This is a genomic window from Streptomyces sp. NBC_00443 (genome assembly GCF_036014175.1).
Taxonomy (GTDB): Bacteria; Actinomycetota; Actinomycetes; order Streptomycetales; family Streptomycetaceae; genus Streptomyces.
In genome coordinates, this window is record NZ_CP107917.1 from 4,098,130 (window position 1) to 4,117,831 (window position 19,702).

12 protein-coding genes and 2 pseudogenes are annotated in these 19,702 nt (G+C 71.2%); 5 read left to right on the top strand and 9 right to left on the bottom strand.

Annotation, left to right across the window (positions count from 1 at the left end; genetic code table 11):
* Window positions 1-28 precede the first annotated feature (28 nt).
* Window positions 29-2,481 (top strand): annotated as a pseudogene (locus tag OHO27_RS18250) (DEAD/DEAH box helicase); the annotation flags it as partial.
* Between the two features lie 591 nt (window positions 2,482-3,072).
* Here the strand turns inward: OHO27_RS18250 and OHO27_RS18255 are convergent.
* From OHO27_RS18255 to ssd, 7 genes are all read right to left on the bottom strand, one after another.
* On the bottom strand, window positions 3,073-3,552 hold the full coding sequence (locus OHO27_RS18255; protein ID WP_328430477.1) for an Rv3654c family TadE-like protein: 480 nt from the start codon (window positions 3,550-3,552) through the stop codon (window positions 3,073-3,075).
* A 203-nt stretch (window positions 3,553-3,755) separates the two neighbouring features.
* The gene (locus OHO27_RS18260) at window positions 3,756-4,085 is read right to left on the bottom strand and encodes a TadE family type IV pilus minor pilin (protein WP_443059559.1); all 330 of its coding nucleotides are present in this window, start codon (window positions 4,083-4,085) and stop codon (window positions 3,756-3,758) included.
* An 88-nt stretch (window positions 4,086-4,173) separates the two neighbouring features.
* The gene (locus tag OHO27_RS18265; RefSeq protein ID WP_328425216.1) at window positions 4,174-4,383 is read right to left on the bottom strand and encodes a DUF4244 domain-containing protein; all 210 of its coding nucleotides are present in this window, start codon (window positions 4,381-4,383) and stop codon (window positions 4,174-4,176) included.
* A gap of 196 nt (window positions 4,384-4,579) precedes the next feature.
* On the bottom strand, window positions 4,580-5,368 hold the full coding sequence (locus tag OHO27_RS18270) for a type II secretion system F family protein (protein WP_328425218.1): 789 nt from the start codon (window positions 5,366-5,368) through the stop codon (window positions 4,580-4,582).
* Window positions 5,369-5,408: 40 nt separating this feature from the next.
* Window positions 5,409-6,269, bottom strand: coding sequence for a type II secretion system F family protein (locus OHO27_RS18275; protein WP_328425220.1), 861 nt, complete (start codon window positions 6,267-6,269; stop codon window positions 5,409-5,411).
* A 106-nt stretch (window positions 6,270-6,375) separates the two neighbouring features.
* Window positions 6,376-7,542 (bottom strand): TadA family conjugal transfer-associated ATPase, encoded by a 1,167-nt coding sequence (locus OHO27_RS18280; protein ID WP_328425222.1) that lies wholly within the window; start codon window positions 7,540-7,542, stop codon window positions 6,376-6,378.
* A gap of 425 nt (window positions 7,543-7,967) precedes the next feature.
* Window positions 7,968-9,071, bottom strand: a complete 1,104-nt coding sequence (gene ssd, locus OHO27_RS18285; RefSeq protein WP_328425224.1) for a septum site-determining protein Ssd — start codon at window positions 9,069-9,071, stop codon at window positions 7,968-7,970.
* A 581-nt stretch (window positions 9,072-9,652) separates the two neighbouring features.
* Here ssd and OHO27_RS18290 point away from each other — a divergent pair.
* On the top strand, window positions 9,653-10,486 hold the full coding sequence (locus OHO27_RS18290; RefSeq protein WP_328425226.1) for an HAD family hydrolase: 834 nt from the start codon (window positions 9,653-9,655) through the stop codon (window positions 10,484-10,486).
* Between the two features lie 451 nt (window positions 10,487-10,937).
* On the opposite strand, the gene OHO27_RS18295 is transcribed toward OHO27_RS18290, so the two are convergent.
* Window positions 10,938-11,762: an oxidoreductase gene (locus OHO27_RS18295; RefSeq protein ID WP_328425228.1), complete on the bottom strand. Its 825-nt coding sequence runs from the start codon at window positions 11,760-11,762 to the stop codon at window positions 10,938-10,940.
* 101 nt (window positions 11,763-11,863) lie between these two features.
* On the opposite strand from OHO27_RS18295, the pseudogene OHO27_RS18300 reads away from it, so the two are divergent.
* Window positions 11,864-12,876 (top strand): annotated as a pseudogene (locus OHO27_RS18300) (nucleotide-binding protein).
* Window positions 12,877-12,904: 28 nt separating this feature from the next.
* On the opposite strand, the gene OHO27_RS18305 reads toward OHO27_RS18300, so the two are convergent.
* Window positions 12,905-14,173 carry a hypothetical protein gene (locus tag OHO27_RS18305; RefSeq protein WP_328430478.1) on the bottom strand — a complete coding sequence of 423 codons (1,269 nt, stop codon included), beginning with the start codon at window positions 14,171-14,173 and terminating at the stop codon, window positions 12,905-12,907.
* A gap of 370 nt (window positions 14,174-14,543) precedes the next feature.
* On the opposite strand from OHO27_RS18305, the gene OHO27_RS18310 reads away from it, so the two are divergent.
* Window positions 14,544-17,222 (top strand): SulP family inorganic anion transporter, encoded by a 2,679-nt coding sequence (locus tag OHO27_RS18310; RefSeq protein WP_328425230.1) that lies wholly within the window; start codon window positions 14,544-14,546, stop codon window positions 17,220-17,222.
* Window positions 17,223-17,538: 316 nt separating this feature from the next.
* Entirely contained in the window at window positions 17,539-19,497 is a 1,959-nt protein-coding gene (gene acs, locus OHO27_RS18315; RefSeq protein WP_328425232.1) for an acetate--CoA ligase, read from the top strand.
* Window positions 19,498-19,702: the final 205 nt, after the last annotated feature.

A 19,702-nucleotide genomic window follows, 5' to 3' on the forward strand; every position in this document is an offset into this window, starting at 1 on the left:
CAGCCCCCAGGACGGTTCGCCAGCCGCGATGGCATTCAATCACTTACCGGCAGGCGTGCACGACGCCTTGGTCCCATTGTCCGTCACGCCAGTGACACACTCGGTGCCGATGGCCAACAATCTCCGATCCGATCGATCCCCGACGGGCCCCGTGTCCCGGGTGGACCCGGGCACGCTGCTGGGACGGCTCGCCTCGGGGCCGAACCGGGCTTCGCGCATCACTCATACGGAGCATGTGCCCCCGCGCGCCGGTCGCCATGCCGTCTGGCCTGACCGGATCCGCGCTGAGGTCATCGCCGCGGTGCAGACGGCCGGAATCGAACATCCCTGGGCCCACCAGGCACTCGCCGCCGAGCACGCCCTGGACGGCGACTCGGTGGTCATCGCCACGGGCACGGCGTCGGGCAAGTCGCTGGCCTACCTGGTGCCGGTCCTCTCGACGCTTCTGGACGGCTCCGAGGCGCCGAACGGACGCGGCGCCACCGCCCTCTACCTGGCTCCGACCAAGGCTCTTGCGGCGGATCAGTGCCGTTCGGTGAAGAAACTTTCACATCCGCTGGGCAATTCCGTACGGTCTGCCGTGTACGACGGCGATACTCCGTTCGAGGAACGCGAGTGGATCCGCCAGTACGCCAACTACGTCCTGACCAACCCCGACATGCTGCATCGCGGCATACTCCCGTCCCACCCCCGCTGGTCCTCCTTCCTGAAGGCGCTGAAGTACGTCGTCATCGACGAGTGCCACACCTACCGCGGCGTCTTCGGCTCCCACGTCGCCCAGGTCCTGCGCCGCCTGCGCCGCCTGTGCGCCCGCTACGGCGCCTCTCCCGTCTTCCTGCTGGCCTCCGCGACCGCCGCCGAGCCCGGGGTCGCCGCCGGCCGTCTCACCGGCCTCCCGGTGGTGGAGGTCGCCGACGACGCCTCCCCGCGCGGCGAGCTGGTCTTCGCCCTCTGGGAGCCCCCGCTCACCGAGCTCCAGGGCGAGAGGGGCGCCCCCGTCCGCCGTACCGCCACCGCCGAAACGGCCGAACTCCTGACCGACCTCGCCGTCCAGGGCACCCGCACAGTCGCCTTCGTACGCTCCCGGCGCGGCGCCGAGCTGATCTCGGTCATCGCCCAGGAACGCCTCGCCGAGGTCGACCGCTCCCTCGCCCGGCGTGTCGCGGCGTACCGCGGCGGCTACCTCCCCGAGGAACGCCGCGCCCTGGAACAGGCCCTCCACTCCGGCGAACTCCTAGGCCTCGCCGCCACCACCGCCCTGGAACTCGGCATCGACGTCTCCGGCCTGGACGCCGTACTGATCGCCGGCTACCCGGGCACGCGTGCGTCCCTGTGGCAGCAGGCAGGCCGGGCAGGCCGCTCCGGGCAGGGCGCGCTGGCCGTCCTGGTCGCCCGCGACGACCCGCTGGACACGTACCTCGTCCACCATCCCGAGGCCCTGTTCGACCGTCCGGTGGAGTCGACGGTCCTCGACCCCGACAACCCGTACGTCCTGGCCCCCCACCTGTGCGCCGCGGCCGCCGAAATCCCGCTGACGGACGAGGACCTGGCACTGTTCGGCCCCGAGACCGAGGCGCTGTTGCCGCAGCTGGAGGCCGCGAAGCTGTTGCGCCGCCGCACGAAGGCCTGGCACTGGACGCGCCGGGAAAGGGCCGCCGACCTGACCGACATCCGCGGCGAGGGCGGCCGTCCGGTCCAGGTCGTCGAGTCCGGGACGGGCCGGCTGCTCGGCACCGTCGACGCGGGCGCCGCGCACGGCACGGTGCACGAGGGTGCGGTGCATCTGCACCAGGGCCGTACGTACCTGGTGCGCTCCCTCGACCTGGAGGACTCGGTCGCCCTGGTCGAGGAGGCCTCCCCGTCGTACTCGACGGTCGCCCGCGACACTACGGCGATCTCCGTCCTGGAGACGGACATCGAGGTCCCGTGGGGTGACGGCCGCCTCTGCTACGGCTCCGTCGAGGTCACCAACCAGGTGGTCTCCTTCCTGCGGCGCCGACTGATCACCGGCGAAGTACTGGGCGAGACGAAACTCGACCTCCCTCCTCGTACGCTGCGCACGCGCGCAGTGTGGTGGACGGTCACCGAGGACCAGCTGGACGAGGCCCGGATCAACCCGGAGATCCTCGGCGGCGCCCTGCACGCCGCCGAGCACGCCTCGATCGGCCTGCTGCCCCTCTTCGCGACCTGCGACCGCTGGGACATCGGCGGCGTCTCGATCCCGCTGCACCCCGACACGCTGCTCCCGACGGTCTTCGTCTACGACGGCCACCCCGGCGGCGCGGGCTTCGCCGAGCGCGCCTTCCACACCGCCCGCAGCTGGCTCACCGCCACCCGCCAGGCCATCGCCTCCTGCGAGTGCGACGCCGGCTGCCCGTCCTGCATCCAGTCCCCCAAGTGCGGCAACGGCAACGATCCGCTGCACAAGCGGGGGCGGTGCGGCTGCTCACTGTGCTGTTGCGGGGGGCGCCGGAGGAGATGGTGGAGACGGCGGAGGCTGGGGTGGGTGAGGGCGGGGGTTCGGCCCGGGGTGAGGGCGCGGCGCCTGGCCGGGGTGAAGGCGCGGCGCCTCGCCGTGGTGAGGGCGCGGCGCCTGGCCGGGGTGAAGGCGCGGCGCCTCGCCGTGGTGAAGGCGCGGCGCCTCGCCGTGGTGAAGGCGCGGCGCCTCGCCTGGATGAGGCCGGGCCGCCTGGCCTGGGTGACGGTGATGGGTCCGGCCGGGGCGGGGACGGGGAGGTTGCCTTGGAGCGGGAGGGGGACGCCACCGCGGAACAGGCTGGGGCTGCTGTCGTTGCGGATCGGGAAGGTGAGCTGTCACGGACGGGTAGGCGGAGGCTGCCCCGGGCCCTCACGGCGGACCCGGCCTCGGACCTCGGACCCCGGACCCGGCCTCGGACCCGGCCTCGGACCCCGGACCCGGCCTCGGACCCCAGGCCCCGGGTGCGCGGCTGTCCCGCACCGGAGGGGAGAGCCAGTCCCCGGCCCCAGAGGGCGAGTCCGTCCCGAACCGGGCGGGAGCGAGCCTGCCCCACCCCTGGTGGCAGGGGGAGCCGTCGGTGGCTGCGTAACCGGTCAGGGAGGCGGTGTCGGCCGGCCGGTGCCCTCAAGGAGATTCTGCGGACTCCCCGTCAACCGGTCCCTCCCCTCAGGGCCTAACGGCTGAGTCCCCGGCAGTAGGGACGCCCGAGTCGGCTCAGCGGGCCCCTCCGGCCCCGCACGCGCCCTGACCTCCGCCGCGAAGGGCCCCCGACCCGACGCCGCCGTCACATCCGACACCTCACCCACCACCACGCACCGCACCAGCCGCACGCCCTGCGCCCCGGCCACCCGTTCCGCCCGAGCGCAGGCCGCCGTACCGCCCTCCGCCCAGTGGTCGGCCGCCGCCAGCGCCGCGAGATCGGCACCGCCGGCCGCGCGGTGCCGGGTCGTGACGGCCTGTCCCAGGGCGAGTACGACGCCGAAGACGACACAGAGCACGGCGATGGCGCCGACGCTCCAGACGGTGGCGGAGCCGCGATCGGAACGCAGGGCAACGGCGCGCCGCCGGGCCACTCGGCCCCAGGCCCAGCCATTACCCCTGCCCCTGCCCGGGCCCTGGGTCTGGGCCTGGGGCTGGGCCTGGGGCTGGGTCTGGGTCTGGCCCCAGTCGGCCTCGGCGTCTACCCCGGCCACCCGCCCTGACCGCCGACCGGCCGCCGCCCCACGCCCAGGGCCCTGCCCGGCGCCAGACCCGGTGCGTACTGCCCAACCCCTTCTCATGTCCCCGCCCCCACCGTCTCCTCCGCCGCCGCCACGGCCTCCTCCCGTACCTCGAAGGGGAGGCCGCCCAGCACCGGCGGCTTGGCCACGACGACCACGCGGACCTCGTCCCCCTTCCTGCCGACCGTGACCGTCGCGCCGCGCGGTGCCGCCTCCCGGGCGACCTTGATGACCGCTTCGGCCGGATCCTGCCGGGCTGCCGCGCGGGCGCCCGTCCGAGCGGCGTCCACGCACTGGATCTGCGCGGCCACCACGAGCAGCCCCCACACCAAGGCCATCGCGAACATCACCAGCACCGGCAGCACGACAGCCGACTCCGCCGTCACGAATCCCTGGTCCGCACCCCAGACCGCGAGCGGACCCTGCCTCCGCTCGCTTCTCCTCCCGCTCCTCCACCTTCTCCCGTTCCTCGGCTCACATCCGCGCATCGAGCGCCTGCTTCACGATGTCCTGCAGCTGCGCGCTGACCTGCCCGCTCGTCACGACCTTGTAGAGCACCACCGCGAACGCCACCGTCGCGACGATCCCCATCGCGTACTCGGAGGTGACCATCCCCGCGTCCCTCCGCACCGCCCGCATCCTGCACACCAGGGCCCGCATCCGTGCCCGTACCGCCTTGTACATCTCAACCCCCGTAGAGCTCAGTTCCGTTGAAACCAGCTGTTGAATGTCCTGCTACCGATCCGTTGAGGGTCTCGCTGACCCGTTGAGGGTCTCTCGCTGACCCGTTGAAGGTCCCGCTGACCCGTTGAAGGTCCCGCTGACCCGTGGGATGTCCTGCTGACCCGCAGCGGTCTGCCGCGCCCGCTCCCTCACCGCCTCACCCGCCGCCCCCTCCCAGCACCCCGCCCGCCAGCCCGATCACCACCGGCGCGACCCCGACCGCGATGAACGCGGGCAGGAAGCACAGCCCCACCGGCGCGCTCACCATGACGGCCGCCCGCCTGGCACGTTCCGTCGCCGCGCGCGCCCAGTCGGCGCGAGCCTCCGCGGCGATCCGCGCGACCGGCCCGGCCGCAGGTAGCCCGGACACGTCGGCCCGTTCCAGCAGCCGCGCCAGCGCCCCGGCCCTCGGCAACGAGGCCAACCGCTGCCACGCCTCGCCCGGTTCACCGCCGAGCCGCACTTCCGCGGCGCCTCGCGCGAGCCGGTCCCCGACGGGGCCGCCCAGAGCCTCGCCGACGGCCTGTGCCGCGATCACCGGAGCGGCTCCCGCAGCGATGCAGGCCGCCAACAGATCCGCCGCGAGCGGAAGTTGTCCTGCCACTTCACCGGAGTCGGGCGCCTCTGCGGGGCGGACGGCTTCCTGCCGACGCCGCCACGCCCACAGCCCGCCCGCGGCGATCAACCCCAGCGCCAACCCGGCGACACCGCCGACCACCGCCCAACCGGCAGCCACGACAGCTGCCATGGGCAGTCCCCGCCGCGCCCCCCGCCGGACGTCGAACCGCCGGCGACTCGACGCCAGGTCGACTGTCGTCATCAATTCGGCGAGCCGTCGCCGGGCCCTTCTCTCGTTCCGGGCCGCGAGCAACCACCACAAAGTCCACCCGACGACCAGCACCGCCCCCAACGCCGTCCCCACCCTGTGGACAACTTCCGCGTTCACTCCGCCACCTCCTTCTCGCGCCCTCGACCGGTTCGAGTCCTCACGTCGCCTCCGCTCCCCGCACGATCCGCAGCGCCCACCACATCCCCAGCCCCTCCAGCACGCCCCCGACGGCCAGGCATCCGATCCCCGGCCCGGAATGCAGCAGCACCCGCAACGGTTCGGCCCCCATGGCGGCCCCGAGCAGCAAACCGAGGACCGGCAGACCGGCGAGCATCACCACCGTCGAGCGAGCGCCCGCCAACTGAGCATGCAAATCTGCACGTTGGTCCCGTTCAACCCGTAACGCCCCTTCGAGCCGATCGAGCCCGGCCGCGAGCCCCGCACCCTGGTCCACAGCCACCCGCCAGCACGCCGCCAGGCCCGACAAGCCCTCGGCGCCGGGCTGCCGTGCCGCCAAGGCCAGGGCGCCCGGCACATCCCCGCCGAACCGTGCCGCCGCCAGCACCGCGGCCTGCGCCTCACCGAGCCCACCGGAGTCCCGCGCCGCCAGCATCAGCGCCTCACCGGGCTGCCGCCCGGCCCGCACCTCCCCGGCGAGCGCCCCGCACAGCGCGATCACCGCGTCCCCCCGACGCTCGCGTGCCCGCCGCGCCTCCCGGGCCAGCCGCACCCGCCGCAGCACCGGCACCCCGGCCGCCCCCGCGACGACCGGCAACACCGACGACCCCAGCACGGCCAGCACCAACCCGGCGACCGGCGCCCACCACTCGGCCCGCAACCGCTCACGAAGTCGCCCCAGCTCCCGGGCCATCTGCCGCCAGTCCGGCGGCCCGGCACCCACAGCCCCACCGCCCGCGAGCAGCAGGTGCGCCCGCCGCGCCCCGGAATTTCGCCCACCCAGCAACCAGACCGCCGCCCCAAGGCAAGCCACGGCCGCGCCCAACGACATCTCACCCATACGGATCACCCGCACCCTTCACGCCTGCACAGCCCTCACGTCCCGCGGCTCTCACACCGCCCGCCCTCACACCGCCCACCCCTCACGCCCCCACGCCCCGCGCCCCTCACACCTCCGCCCCGCCATCGCCCTCCTCCCGGAGCAGACCCCGAAGCCGCCCCCACCCCCGCTCGGACGCGAACCCCGCCGCGCCCCACCGCAGCGCCGGCACCGTGCGCACCAACCCCGACGGGTCCCGTTCCAGGACATGCACCTCGGCGATCCGCCGCCGCCCGTTCCGGTCGCGTACGAGATGCAGTACGACCGAAACCGCCGCCGCCAACTGGCTGTGCAGCGCGGCCCGGTCGAGCCCGGCCGCCGTGCCGAGCGCCTCCAGTCGAGCCGGCACATCGGCCGCCGCGTTGGCGTGGACGGTCCCGCAGCCTCCCTCATGGCCGGTGTTCAACGCGGCCAGCAGATGGACCACTTCGGGGCCTCGCACCTCGCCCACGACCAGCCGGTCCGGCCGCATGCGCAGCGCTTGCCGCACCAGGTCCTCGAGGGTGACGAGCCCGGCGCCCTCCTGGTTGGCGGGTCTGCTCTCCAGCCGTACGACATGCGGGTGGTCCGGCCTGAGTTCTGCCGAGTCCTCCGCGAGGACGATCCGCTCACCCGCCCCGACGAGCCCCAGCAGCGCGCTCAGCAGCGTCGTCTTGCCGCTGCCGGTCCCACCGCTGATCAGGAAGGACAGCCTCGCCTCGACCAGCGCCCGCAGGACCCGGTCACCGCCCGGCGGCACCGTGCCCGCCGCGACCAACTCGTCGAGCGTGAACGCCCGCGGCCGTACGACACGCAGCGCCAGGCAGGTGCAGCCGACGGCGACCGGGGGCAGCACCGCGTGCAGCCGGGTGCCGTCGGGCAGCCGGGCGTCCACCCAGGGCCGCGCGTCGTCCAGCCGCCGCGCTGCCACCGCAGCGAGGCGTTGCGCGAGGCGCCGTACGGCCGACGCGTCCGGGAAGGACACGGCGGTCAGCTCAAGTCCGCCGCCCCGGTCCACCCAGACCCGGTCCGGCGCCGAGACAAGTACATCCGTCACGGACGGATCGGCGAGCAGCGGCTCCAGCGGGCCGCTTCCGACCAGCTCTGACCGCAACTGCTCGGCCGCCCCGAGGACTTCGGCGTCCCCCAGCACCCTGCCCTGCTCCCGCAGGGCCTGCGCGACCCGTGCCGGAGTCGGTTCGGCCCCGCTCTCGGCCAGCCACTGCCGCACCCCGTCGAGCAGCCCCGCCGGCATGCCCGCACCGGCTGCCGACCCCTCCGACGCCCACCGCACAGACGAGGTATCGGCTCCCTGGGCCGACGCCCACCGCACAGCCGACGTACCGGCCCCCTCGGCCGACGCCCACCGCACAGCCGACGGTCCGTCTGTGTCGGCCACCTCCCGCCGCCCGGCGCCCGAAATCGCCGTACGGTCCGACAGCCGCCCGCCCACAGCCCCGCCCGTCATGCGGTCGGACAACCGCCCCGCCACACCTCCACGCTCCGCGTGCCTCACCAGTCGCCGCTCATCCGCCTCGCCCGCAGACCCGTCCGACGCCCATCGCGGCGTACCCCTACGGGCCCCGACGCCCGACGCCCCGCCCGCTCGCGCCTTCTCGGACGACACCCGCACCGCCTCAGCCTCGCGTCCGCCACCCCGTCCAAGTCCCGAAGCCGTACTCATGCCACCCTCGCCTCGAGCAACGCCCGCTCCCAGAACTCCCGGCAGAACCGGGCCAACGGCCCCCGCCCCGCCGCCCCCGGCGGATCTTTGCTCTCGTGCGGCCGCAGCAGCCCCGACTCGACCGGCACCTCACCCACGAGGGGCAGCTCCAGGAGTCGGGCGACCTCGCGGTCGTCGAGCCCGGCGGCGTACGGTCCGCGTACCGCCACCCGCAGGTCGCGCAGGACCAGTTGGACCGCGGAGGCCACCTGCCGAGCAGCAGCCATGGCGCGCAGTTCGGCGGGGGCCACGAGGATCCCGACGTCGAGTTGGGCGAGGGCTTGCGCGACCCCCTCGTCGATACGGCGGGGCAGGTCGACGACGACCGCGCCGCCCCGACGCCGCGCCGCGGCCAGGACCGCTCGCATCGCCTGTGGCGGGACGGCGACGCAGTCGCCGCGATCCCAGCTCAGGACCCGCAGGGAGTGCAGTTTCGGCAGCGACTCCTCCAGGGCGCCGCTGCCGAGCCGCCCGCGTGAGCCGGCGAATGCCGGCCAGCGCAGGCCGTCGGCAGACTCCCCGCCGAGGAGTACGTCCAGTCCGCCACCCAGCGGATCGGCGTCCACGAGCAGCGTGCGCAGCCCCTCACGCGCTGCGGTGACGGCGAGGGCACACGCGAGCGTGGAGGCCCCGGCCCCGCCGCGTCCGCCGATGACGCCGACGGTCAGGGCGGGGCGTCCGACTCCTTCGGCGACGTCAGCGATGCGGTCGACCAGCCACTGTTCGCCGTCCGGCAGCATCAGGACGTGATCGGCGCCGATCTCTACGGCCCGGCGCCAGACCCCGGAGTCGTCCTGGTCCCGGCCGACGAGCACCACTCCCCGTCGGCGTCCGGCGCCGCGCACACGGCGGGCGGCGTCGTCGCCGACCAGGACGAGCGGCGCGGCCTCCCAGCTGCCCCTGGGCTCGGGCACTCCGTGGTGGACCTCCGGTGTGGCGCCTGCCGCGGCGCACAGGCGCAGCAGGTCGTCGAGCAGATCGGCGTCCTCCGTGACGATCAACGGCTTGCCCGGCCGCCCTGAGGCGGCGGGCGGCTGATCGTGTGTGACGGTTGCGGTCACGGTTTCCGTCCCCTTCGCTGCATCACTCGCGCAGCCCTGCGGCCCCGCGATTCCCAAACGTGTGAAGAACCGGCAAGCGGCCTCCATATGAACGGCCGATACGAACCGGCCAAACGCGCCCGACTAACCAGGACCGGCCATGAAGTCGGCCTGAGCGGGACGCGCTGGAAACACGGTGCAGCGATCCCGGAAATCGTGTGGATCTTGGTCCATAACTGTGGACAACTCAGCGGTTGTGAATATCGCCGTCACCCATACCGGTGACCCCCGCACCGACCCCTGTGCGACTTCCGCAGAGCAGCGCGATCGCTACGCACAGTGATGAATCATGGACATGCAAAAGAGGCGGCCGCCGCCGCCTCAACTCGGCCCTGCGGCCGCGCTCGGAAGGGGAAAATGCACCCGGACATGCGACGACCCCCGCCGGGGGGGAGAGCGGGGGTCGTCTCCACGGCCGACTCGGGGGGGGAGGAGTCGGACCGCGTTAGCACGGTCGCGAACGATCCGTGACTTCCATGGTGTACCCGAGAGCCCTCTCAGGCAAACCCACGCGCCCACCTTACGCCGAATGGGCTGCACCTATGCTCAGGGTCGTGGAAAACCACTCCTTGCCCCGCACAGCCGCCTTCTTTGACCTGGACAAGACGGTCATTGCGAAGTCGAGCACGCTCACGTTCAGCAAGTCCTTCTACCAAGGCGGTCTGATCAACCGCCGGGCCGCGTTGCGGACCGCATACGCCCAGTTCGTCTTCCGCCTGGGCGGTATGGACCATGACCAGATGGAGCGCACACGCGAGTACCTCTCCGCGCTCGTCCGCGGCTGGAACGTCCAGCAGGTCAAGGAGATCGTCGCCGAAACGCTGCACGACCTGATCGACCCGATCATCTACGACGAGGCCGCCTCCCTCATCGAGGAACACCACACGGCCGGCCGCGACGTCGTGATCGTGTCCACGTCGGGCGCGGAGGTGGTCGAGCCGATCGGCGAGCTGCTCGGCGCCGACCGCGTGGTGGCCACGCGCATGGTCGTGGGCGACGACGGCTGCTTCACCGGCGAGGTGGAGTACTACGCGTACGGCCCGACGAAGGCCGAGGCGATCAAGGACCTGGCCGCGTCCGAGGGCTACGACCTCTCCCGCTGCTACGCCTACAGCGACTCGGCCACCGATCTGCCGATGCTTCTGGCCGTCGGCCATCCGCACGCGGTGAATCCCGACCGCACGCTGCGCCGTGAAGCGCTCGCGCGCGGATGGCCGATTCTCGACTTCCATCGCCCGGTCCGGCTCAAGCAGCGCATTCCTTCGTTCTCCGTACCTCCGCGTCCCGCCCTTGTCGCAGCTGCGGCCATAGGAGCCGCGGCGGCCACCGCGGGCCTCGTCTGGTACGCGAGTCGGCGCCGCTCCGCGCTCGCCTGAACTGCGCTTCCCGGACTGGGCGCAACACGTCCGGTATATCGATGACCGTTTGTCTCCGTTTTGCGAGCAAAAGTAAAGAACTGCAGCCAGGCCTTCCGCTTGGTTGGGTCCTGGAGTACAAAGGACTCAACGGCCCGCGAGACCAAGGACATCCGAGAGGATCACCTTAAATACGCATTTGGCCCCACGGACCGAGCATGGACACCGGGCACCCACGCGACGTCGACCCGTCGATTACGGGCCAGCCGCACCAGGTGACGGGCAAAGTTCCCGACCTGATGGGCAACATATCGAGGACGCCTGGTAACCCGGTGGACATGCCAGCGGCGGTACGAATCCTCGTACCGCCGCAACTCTTATGAAACCCCTGGGGTGAGCCTCCTCGGGGGCTTTTTTCATGCCCTACGCATCGCAATACTTTGCAGCTCGCAACGCCCCGGGCGCGTGTGCGTCACGCCGCGCCGCGCTGAAGCGCCTCGCAGACAGCTGTCGACTCGCGCGCGCCGAGCTCGATCGCCTTGCCACAGTGGGCGATCCAGGCGGCCATGCCCTCGGGGGTACCCGAGACGTACCCGTCGAGCGCCGCCAGATAGGCCGCGCGGCCCAGTTCGCCGTGGCCGGCCTCGGCCGGGCAGACGGACTTCGGGTCGAGGCCGCTGCCGACCAGGACGATGCGCTCGGCCGTGCGTGCGACCAGGCCGTTGTGGGAGGTGAAGGGACGCAGCGCGAGAAGCTCGCCGTGCACGATGGCGGCCGCCACCAGCGCAGGCGCCGAACCGCCGGCGATGATCAGCTCGGACAGCCCCTCCAGTCGGCCATGCACCTCAGCCGCGTTCGGCAGCGGCAGCTCGACCAGCGGCTCATCGACCGACTCGCCCTCCTGCCGGGGCCGTCCGACCCGGTCGTCCTTGCTTGCCGCCGCCACCAGGTGCAGCCTGGCCAGCACCCGCAGCGGCGACTGCCGCCAGATGGACAGCAGTTGCCCCGCCTCGGCCGTCAGCCGCAGGGAGGCGCCCACAGCGCGCGCCTCGTCGTCACCGCTGAAGTCGGTACGCCGGCGCACCTCTTCCAGCGCCCAGTCGGCCCCGGACAGCGACGCGGACCCGCGGGCGCCGCGCAGCGCCGCCTCGGCGGTGATCTCGTTGCTGCGGCGCCGCATGATCCGGTGCCCGTACACCCGGTCCACGGACTTACGCACGGACTCCACGGACTCGGGCACACCGGGCAGGGAACCGAGAGTCGCGAGCGGATCGGCGGACGCGCCTGTCGTACTCATGAGTACGACACTACGCAACCAGGGCACGCACCCCACGATCGAGTGGCCTTCTTCACGCCCGCATGCCACGTACAGCTATCGCTCGACTACCCTTTGTGAACATGAAAATTGCTTTCGTCGGGAAGGGTGGCAGCGGCAAGACGACCCTGTCCTCCCTGTTCATCCGCCACCTCGCCGCGACCGGCGCGCCCATCGTCGCCGTCGACGCCGACATCAACCAGCACTTGGGAGCCGCGCTGGGCCTCGACGACAGGGAGGCCGCGGCACTGCCCGCGATGGGCGAGCGGCTGTCGCTGATCAAGGACTACGTGCGCGGTTCCAATCCGCGGATCGCCTCCGCGCGGACGATGATCAAGACGACACCGCCGGGCGACGGGTCGCGACTGCTGCGGGTGCGCGAGAGCAATGCGGTGTACGACGCCTGCGCCCGGCCGGTGGAACTCGACGGCGGCGCCGTCCGTTTGATGGTCACCGGCCCCTTCACGGACTCCGATCTCGGCGTCGCCTGCTACCACTCCAAGACCGGGGCGGTGGAGCTGTTCCTGAACCACCTGGTGGACGGCCCTGACGAATACGTCGTGGTCGACATGACTGCGGGCTCGGACTCCTTCGCCTCCGGCATGTTCACCCGCTTCGACATCACGTTCCTCGTCGCCGAGCCGACCCGGAGGGGGTCTCCGTCTATCGCCAGTACAAGGAGTACGCCCGCGACTTCGGCATCATCCTGAAGGTCGTCGGCAACAAGGTGCAGGGGCAGGACGATCTCGACTTCCTGCGCGCCGAGGTCGGCGACGACCTGCTGGTGACTGTCGGGCACTCGAACTGGGTGCGCGCCATGGAGAAGGGCCGCCCGCCCCGGTTCGAACTCCTGGAGGACGCCAATCAGCTCGCGCTGCGCCGCCTGCACACGGCCCTGGACGCCACGTACGAGTTGCGGGACTGGGAGCGTTACACCCGCCAGATGGTGCACTTCCATCTGAAGAACGCCCAGTCCTGGGGCAACGAGCGCACCGGGGCCGACCTGGCGGCGCAGATCGACCCCGGATTCGTACTCGGCGAGAACGTCGCGACCCTGTCCGGCGGCAGCAACTCCCACCTGACGCCTACTGCTTGACCAACTGCTTGACCTACTCCTTGGCCCCTTACTTGACCGCCGGCGCCCCGGGCACCCCCTTCGGGGCCGGGGCCGGGCGCCCCGACAGGTAGGACGCCCAGCCCTCCTTCGGTGCCTCAGCGACCCCAAGGCTGCGCAGCTTCTTCAAGGTCCCCGGATCCTGGGCGTCCAGCCAGTCGGCGAGCTGGCGGAAGGACACGCAGCGCACGTCGGGCTTGTTGCAGACGGCCTCGACGACGTCCTCGACGGCGCGCATGTAGGTGCCGCCGTTCCAGGACTCGAAGTGGTTGCCAATGATCAGGGGCGCGCGGTTGCCGTCGTAGGCCCGGTGGAAGCCCTTGAGCAGCCCGTCGCGCATCTGGTTGCCCCAGAAGTCGTGCTTGGCCGGGTCTCCCTGGCTGTTGGTGCCCGACTGGTTGACCATGAAGTTGTAGTCCATGGTGAGCTGCTCGTAGGAGTGCCCGGGGAAGGGCACGAGCTGCAGCGACAGATCCCACAGGCCTTCCTTCTTCGCGGGCCAGAGCTGGGTGTTGACGCCGCTGGAGTCGTAGCGGAAGCCGAGATCACGCGCGGCCTTCACGAAGTTCTTCTGGCCTTCCAGACAGGGTGTGCGGGCGCCGATGAGCTCCTTGTCGTAGTCGAATGGCAGAGGGCTCGCCTTCGACATGCCGACGTTGGTCTTCCAGGACTTCACGAACTTCTTCGCCTGGGCGATCTCGTCCTTCCATTCCTCCACCGACCATTCGCCGACCCCGCCGTCGCTGCCGCAGAAATGGCCGTTGAAGTGAGTGCCGATCTCGTTGCCTTCGAGCCACGCGAGGCGCAGTTGCTTCACGGTGTCGGCGATGCCCTCCTCGTCGTTGAAGCCGATGTCGGAGCGGCCCGGGGAGTGCTGGGGCGGCCTGTACAGGTCGCGTTTGTGGTTCGGCAGCATGTACACGCCGCTGAGGAAGTACGTCATCGTCGCGTTGTTCGCCTTGGAAACCTTGCGGAAGTGGGAGAACAGCTTCTGGCTGTCCTCGCCGGCGCCGTCCCAGGAGAACACCACGAACTGCGGCGGCTTCTGACCGGGCTTCAATCGCTCCGGTCTGAGCAGATGCGGCTGCGCTCCGGTGTACGCGGTGGACCCGTCGCCGATCAGGCGGACGACGTTCTGTGGCGCGGGTGCCGCCGGCTTGACCTTCGGCGGTCCGGGCACGCCCTGCCCGGCATCGCTGCCGGTCGAGCAACCCACGAGCGAAGCGGCACAGACCGCCGCGATCGCGGTGCCCGCGGTAATCCTGTGCGTCGCAATGATGCTGTGCGTCGCGGAGGCCCCGTGTGACGCGGCAATTGCGCGAGGGGCGGCGTTGTGGCGGGTGGCGGCCATGTTCCGTCCACCTTCTTCCTTCTCTCGGGTGCCGACAGCGCCGCCAAAGTCGCATGAGATCGAGAAGGAATTAGTACGACAAGCCGACTAATCGCTCACATCACTCTTCAGGGGGATTTATTAGTCCATTTGCTCGGAAAAACTATTCCGGTCCTTTACTCTGCATTACGATCCGTTTACCGACTGTTGATGCATCCCGCCGCTGCACGCCGTGACCACACGGCCGCCGACCCGACCCCTCGCCAAAGAGCGGGGGCCACCAGATCCGCGACCGCGCTGCCCGGAGGAGACGGGAAACATGTCAGCCTTCGTCCCCACCCGCACCGACGAACCGAGCCGAGAGAAGCTCCTCCACGAACCCCACAGCCCGCCCCCGACCAGGCGGCCCCGCCACCGCATCGCGGGTGCCGACGTGTCGGCCTCGATCGCGGTCTTCCTGATCGCCCTCCCCCTGTCCCTGGGCATCGCCCTCGCCACGGGCGCGCCCCTCCAGGCCGGCCTCGTCGCCGCCGCCGTCGGCGGAATCGTCGTCGGCTATCTCGGCGGCACCCCGCTCCAGGTCAGCGGGCCCGCAGCCGGTCTGACGATCGTCACCGCCGAGCTCATCCAGAGATACGGATGGCGTACGACCTGTGCCATCACCGTCCTCGCCGGCCTCGCCCAACTCGGCCTCGGCTTCGTGCGCGTGGCACGCTCCGCCCTCGCCGTCAGCCCCGCCATCGTGCACGGCATGCTCGCCGGCATCGGCGTCACCATCGCCGTGGCCCAGCTGCACATCGTCCTCGGCGGCATCCCGCACAGCTCGGTCCTCGACAACATGCGTGAGCTGCCGGCGCAGTTGGCCGGTGTGCATGCAGCCGCCCTGTCGGTGAGCGCGCTGACCCTCGTCCTGCTGTTGGCCTGGCCCCGGATTCCCGGCCGCATGGGCGGGCTCCTGCGCAAGGTGCCGGCCCCGCTCGTCGCCGTCGCCGGAGCCAGCACAGCCGCGTCTTTCGCCGGGCTCAGCCTGCCCAAGGTCGACCTGCCGTCCTGGAGCAGCCACGCGCTGGCCGCACTCCCCGAGGGCCCGGTCCTCGGCCTGGTCGCCGCCGTGCTGACCATCACGCTGGTGTGCAGCGTGCAGTCGCTGCTCGGTGCGGTCGCCGTGGACAAGCTCGTCGCCACGCGGCCAGAGCTGTCCGCCCGCGTCGGGCGCTCCGACCTGGACCGTGAGCTGCTCGGTCAGGGCGCCGCCAATGTCGTCTCCGGCGTGCTCGGCGGGCTGCCCATCGCCGGGGTGGCCGTGCGCAGTTCCGCGAATGTGCAAGCCGGTGCCGTCAGCCGGAACTCCACGATGCTGCACGGCGTTCTCGTAGTAGTCGCCGCGCTGCTGATGGTCCCGATCCTGGAGCTCATCCCCCTCGCCTCGCTCGCCGCCCTGGTGATGGCCGTCGGCATCCAGATGGTGTCCCTGCACCACATCCGCACGGTGACCCGCCACCGAGAGGTGCTGGTGTACGCCATCACCACCCTCGGCGTGGTGTTCTTCGGCGTCCTTGAGGGCGTGGCGCTGGGAATCGCCATGGCCGTCGCCGTCGCCCTGCACCGCCTCACCCGCACCCGCATCACACACGACGAGCAGGAAGGAGTCCATCACGTACACGTCAGAGGCCAGTTGACGTTCCTCGCGGTGCCACGGCTCAGCCGGGCCCTGCATCTCGTACCCCAAGGCGCGCAAGCCGTAGTGGAGTTGGACGGTTCGTTCATGGACCACGCGGCGTACGAGTCACTGCAGGACTGGCAGAACACGCACACCGCCCACGGCGGCTCCGTCGAGCTGATCGGCCGCAGATCCGGGGTCCGGATCGGTGAGCCGACAGGACCGGTCGGTCTCCATCTCGACGGGAGGGGCGCGGCCGAGTCGGCCGACTGCCGTTGCCACCCCTGGACAGCCTGGCGCAACCACCAGTGTGAGATCCCGGAGTCCGTCACGTCCCGTGACGGAGAGCCCGGACAAGCGCAGGTGATCGCGACCGACGACAGCGAGGAAGCAGGCGCACCCGGCAACACTGGAGCCCCTGGCCACACTGGAGCCCCTGGCCACGCAGGAGCCCCTGGCCACGCCAGCGCCACCGACGGCACCGGCGAACCCCACACGGTCGGCGGTCTCGGCAAGCGCGACGGCACCGAAAGCACCACCGGATCCGCCCGCCCCGACGAGAGCGGGGTCAATGGCTCGGACAGGGCCGACAGCCTCGGCGCGGGCAGCGAGGTCCGCGGGATGGCCGGCGGAACCGACGGGAGCCGGCCGAGCGGCCGTCAACTTGCCCGAGGCATCAGCGCGTTCCAGCGCAACACCGCGCCCTTGGTGCGAGGTGAGCTGGCGCGGCTGGCGCGAGAGGGGCAGCAGCCTTCCCAGCTGTTCCTCACCTGCGCGGACTCCCGCCTGGTCACGTCGATGATCACCTCCAGTGGTCCCGGCGACCTGTTCGTGGTGCGCAACGTGGGCAACCTCGTTCCGCTGCCCGGCCAGGAGAGCGGGGACGACTCGGTGGCGGCCGCGATCGAGTACGCGGTGGACGTGCTGGAGGTGCGGTCCGTCACGGTCTGCGGGCACTCCGGGTGCGGGGCCATGCAGACGCTGCTCAACTCCGAACCGGACGGCCCGCAAGGCCCGCAGACGCCGCTCAGGAGGTGGCTGCGGCACGGGCTGCCGAGCCTAGAGCGGATGTCCGACGAGGACCGACCGTGGGCCAGACTCGCCGGGCGGGCCCCGGCCGACGCGGTCGAGCAGCTGTGCCTGACCAACGTGGTCCAGCAGCTGGAGCATCTGCGGGCGCACGAGTCGGTGGCCCGGGCCCTGCGGGAGGGGGCGCTGGAGCTGCACGGGATGTACTTCCACGTGGGCGAGGCACAGGCGTACCTGCTCACCGAGGAAGGTGCGGAGGGTACGGACGACGTGTTCGACCACGTGGGAGTGGCGGATCTGTCGGCGTGATGGGGGGAGGTGTGCGCGGCCCCGTTCGGTGCGGGGCTGCGCTGCCGTGGAGGGGCTTCCCGCCGGGTCGGCGTTTCGCCTGGACCGGGCTGGAATGTGAAAGGGATTACAGACCTGAACCGCGTCCGTCCGGCGTCCGTGGGAACGGATGACCCCGGCGCGTTCACCCCGGCGCCCGAAAGCACCTCCGGGCCACTCCCGGACCCACCCAACCGACAGGTCTAAACCAATTTTCCGTCGACCCTTGTCATCGGGCCCCCGGGTCTGATGAGCTGTGGCCTGGGACACAACGGACACCCTGGGAAAGGGAGATGTCGTGAGCAACGAAAGCCTGGCCAACCTGCTCAAGGAAGAACGCAGGTTCGCACCCCCCGCCGACCTGGCCGCAGGCGCCAACGTCACCGCGGAGGCGTATGAACAGGCCAAGGCTGACAGGCTCGGCTTCTGGGCCGAGCAGGCCCGTCGGCTGACCTGGGCCAAGGAGCCTACCGAGACGCTGGACTGGTCGAACCCTCCGTTCGCGAAGTGGTTCAAGGACGGCGAGCTCAACGTCGCGTACAACTGCGTGGACCGGCATGTGGATGCCGGACACGGCGACCGGGTCGCCATCCACTTCGAGGGCGAGCCCGGCGACAGCCGCGCGGTCACCTACGCCGAGCTCAAGGACGAGGTCTCCAAGGCCGCCAACGCCCTGCTGGAGCTGGGTGTTCAGAAGGGCGACCGGGTCGCGGTCTACATGCCGATGATTCCCGAGACGGCGGTCGCGATGCTGGCCTGCGCGCGTATCGGCGCCGCGCACTCCGTCGTCTTCGGCGGCTTCTCGGCGGACGCGCTCGCCACCCGGATCCAGGACGCGGACGCCAAGGTCGTCATCACCTCCGACGGCGGCTACCGGCGCGGCAAGCCGTCCGCGCTCAAGCCGGCCGTGGACGACGCGGTGGCGCGCGTGGAGAACGTCGAGCATGTGCTCGTCGTCCGGCGCACCGGTCAGGAGGTCGCCTGGGACGACAGCCGCGACGTGTGGTGGCACGAGATCGTCGAGCGGCAGAGCGCCGAGCACACGCCTGAGGCGTTCGAGGCGGAGCACCCGCTGTTCATCCTGTACACGTCCGGGACGACGGGTAAGCCGAAGGGCATCCTGCACACCTCCGGCGGCTACCTCACCCAGACCGCGTACACCCACCACGCCGTCTTCGACCTCAAGCCGGAGACGGACGTCTACTGGTGCACCGCCGACGTCGGCTGGGTGACCGGGCACTCGTACATCGTGTACGGGCCGCTGGCGAACGGCGCGACGCAGGTCATGTACGAGGGCACGCCGGACACGCCGCACCAGGGCCGGTTCTGGGAGATCGTGCAGAAGTACGGGGTGACGATCCTGTACACGGCGCCGACCGCGATCCGTACGTTCATGAAGTGGGGCGACGACATCCCCGCGAAGTTCGACCTCAACAGCCTCCGGGTGCTCGGGTCCGTCGGTGAGCCGATCAACCCCGAGGCGTGGATCTGGTACCGCAAGAACATCGGCGGCGACCGCACCCCGATCGTGGACACGTGGTGGCAGACCGAGACCGGCGCGATGATGATCTCGCCGCTGCCGGGTGTCACGCAGACCAAGCCCGGTTCCGCACAGACACCACTGCCCGGCATCGCGGCGACCGTCGTCGACGACGAGGCGCAGGAGGTGCCCAACGGCGGTGGCGGCTATCTGGTCCTGACCGAGCCGTGGCCGTCGATGCTGCGCACCATCTGGGGCGACGACCAGCGGTTCCTCGACACGTACTGGTCGCGGTTCGAGGGCAAGTACTTCGCCGGTGACGGGGCGAAGAAGGACGACGACGGGGACATCTGGCTCCTCGGGCGCGTCGACGACGTCATGCTCGTGTCGGGCCACAACATCTCCACCACGGAGGTCGAGTCCGCGCTGGTCTCCCACCCGTCCGTCGCCGAGGCGGCCGTCGTGGGTGCCGCCGACGAGACCACCGGGCAGGCGATCGTCGCCTTCGTGATCCTGCGCGGCACGGCGGATGCCGAGGACGAGGGCCTCGTCAACGAACTGCGCAACCACGTCGGCGTCACCCTCGGCCCGATCGCCAAGCCGAAGCGGATCCTGCCGGTGGCCGAGCTGCCGAAGACCCGTTCCGGCAAGATCATGCGCCGGCTGCTGCGGGACGTCGCCGAGAACCGCCAGCTCGGCGATGTCACCACGCTGACCGACTCGACCGTCATGGACCTCATCCAGGCGAAGCTCCCGGCGGCGCCGAGCGAGGACTGAGCCGAGAGCAGTCCGAGTACGGCAGGGGACTGGGTACGACCGCGAAGGGCACCCGGCGTCAAACGCGCCGGGGGCCCTTCGCGTACGTACGGTGGAACCCGACGGATGCACCCCGACGCGCCCTTAGGTAAACTAACCAAAAACAGCCTCAACCTCAGGTGCGCCGGGAAGTCTGGTCGGCATGTGATCTGCTCTGCCCACCGAC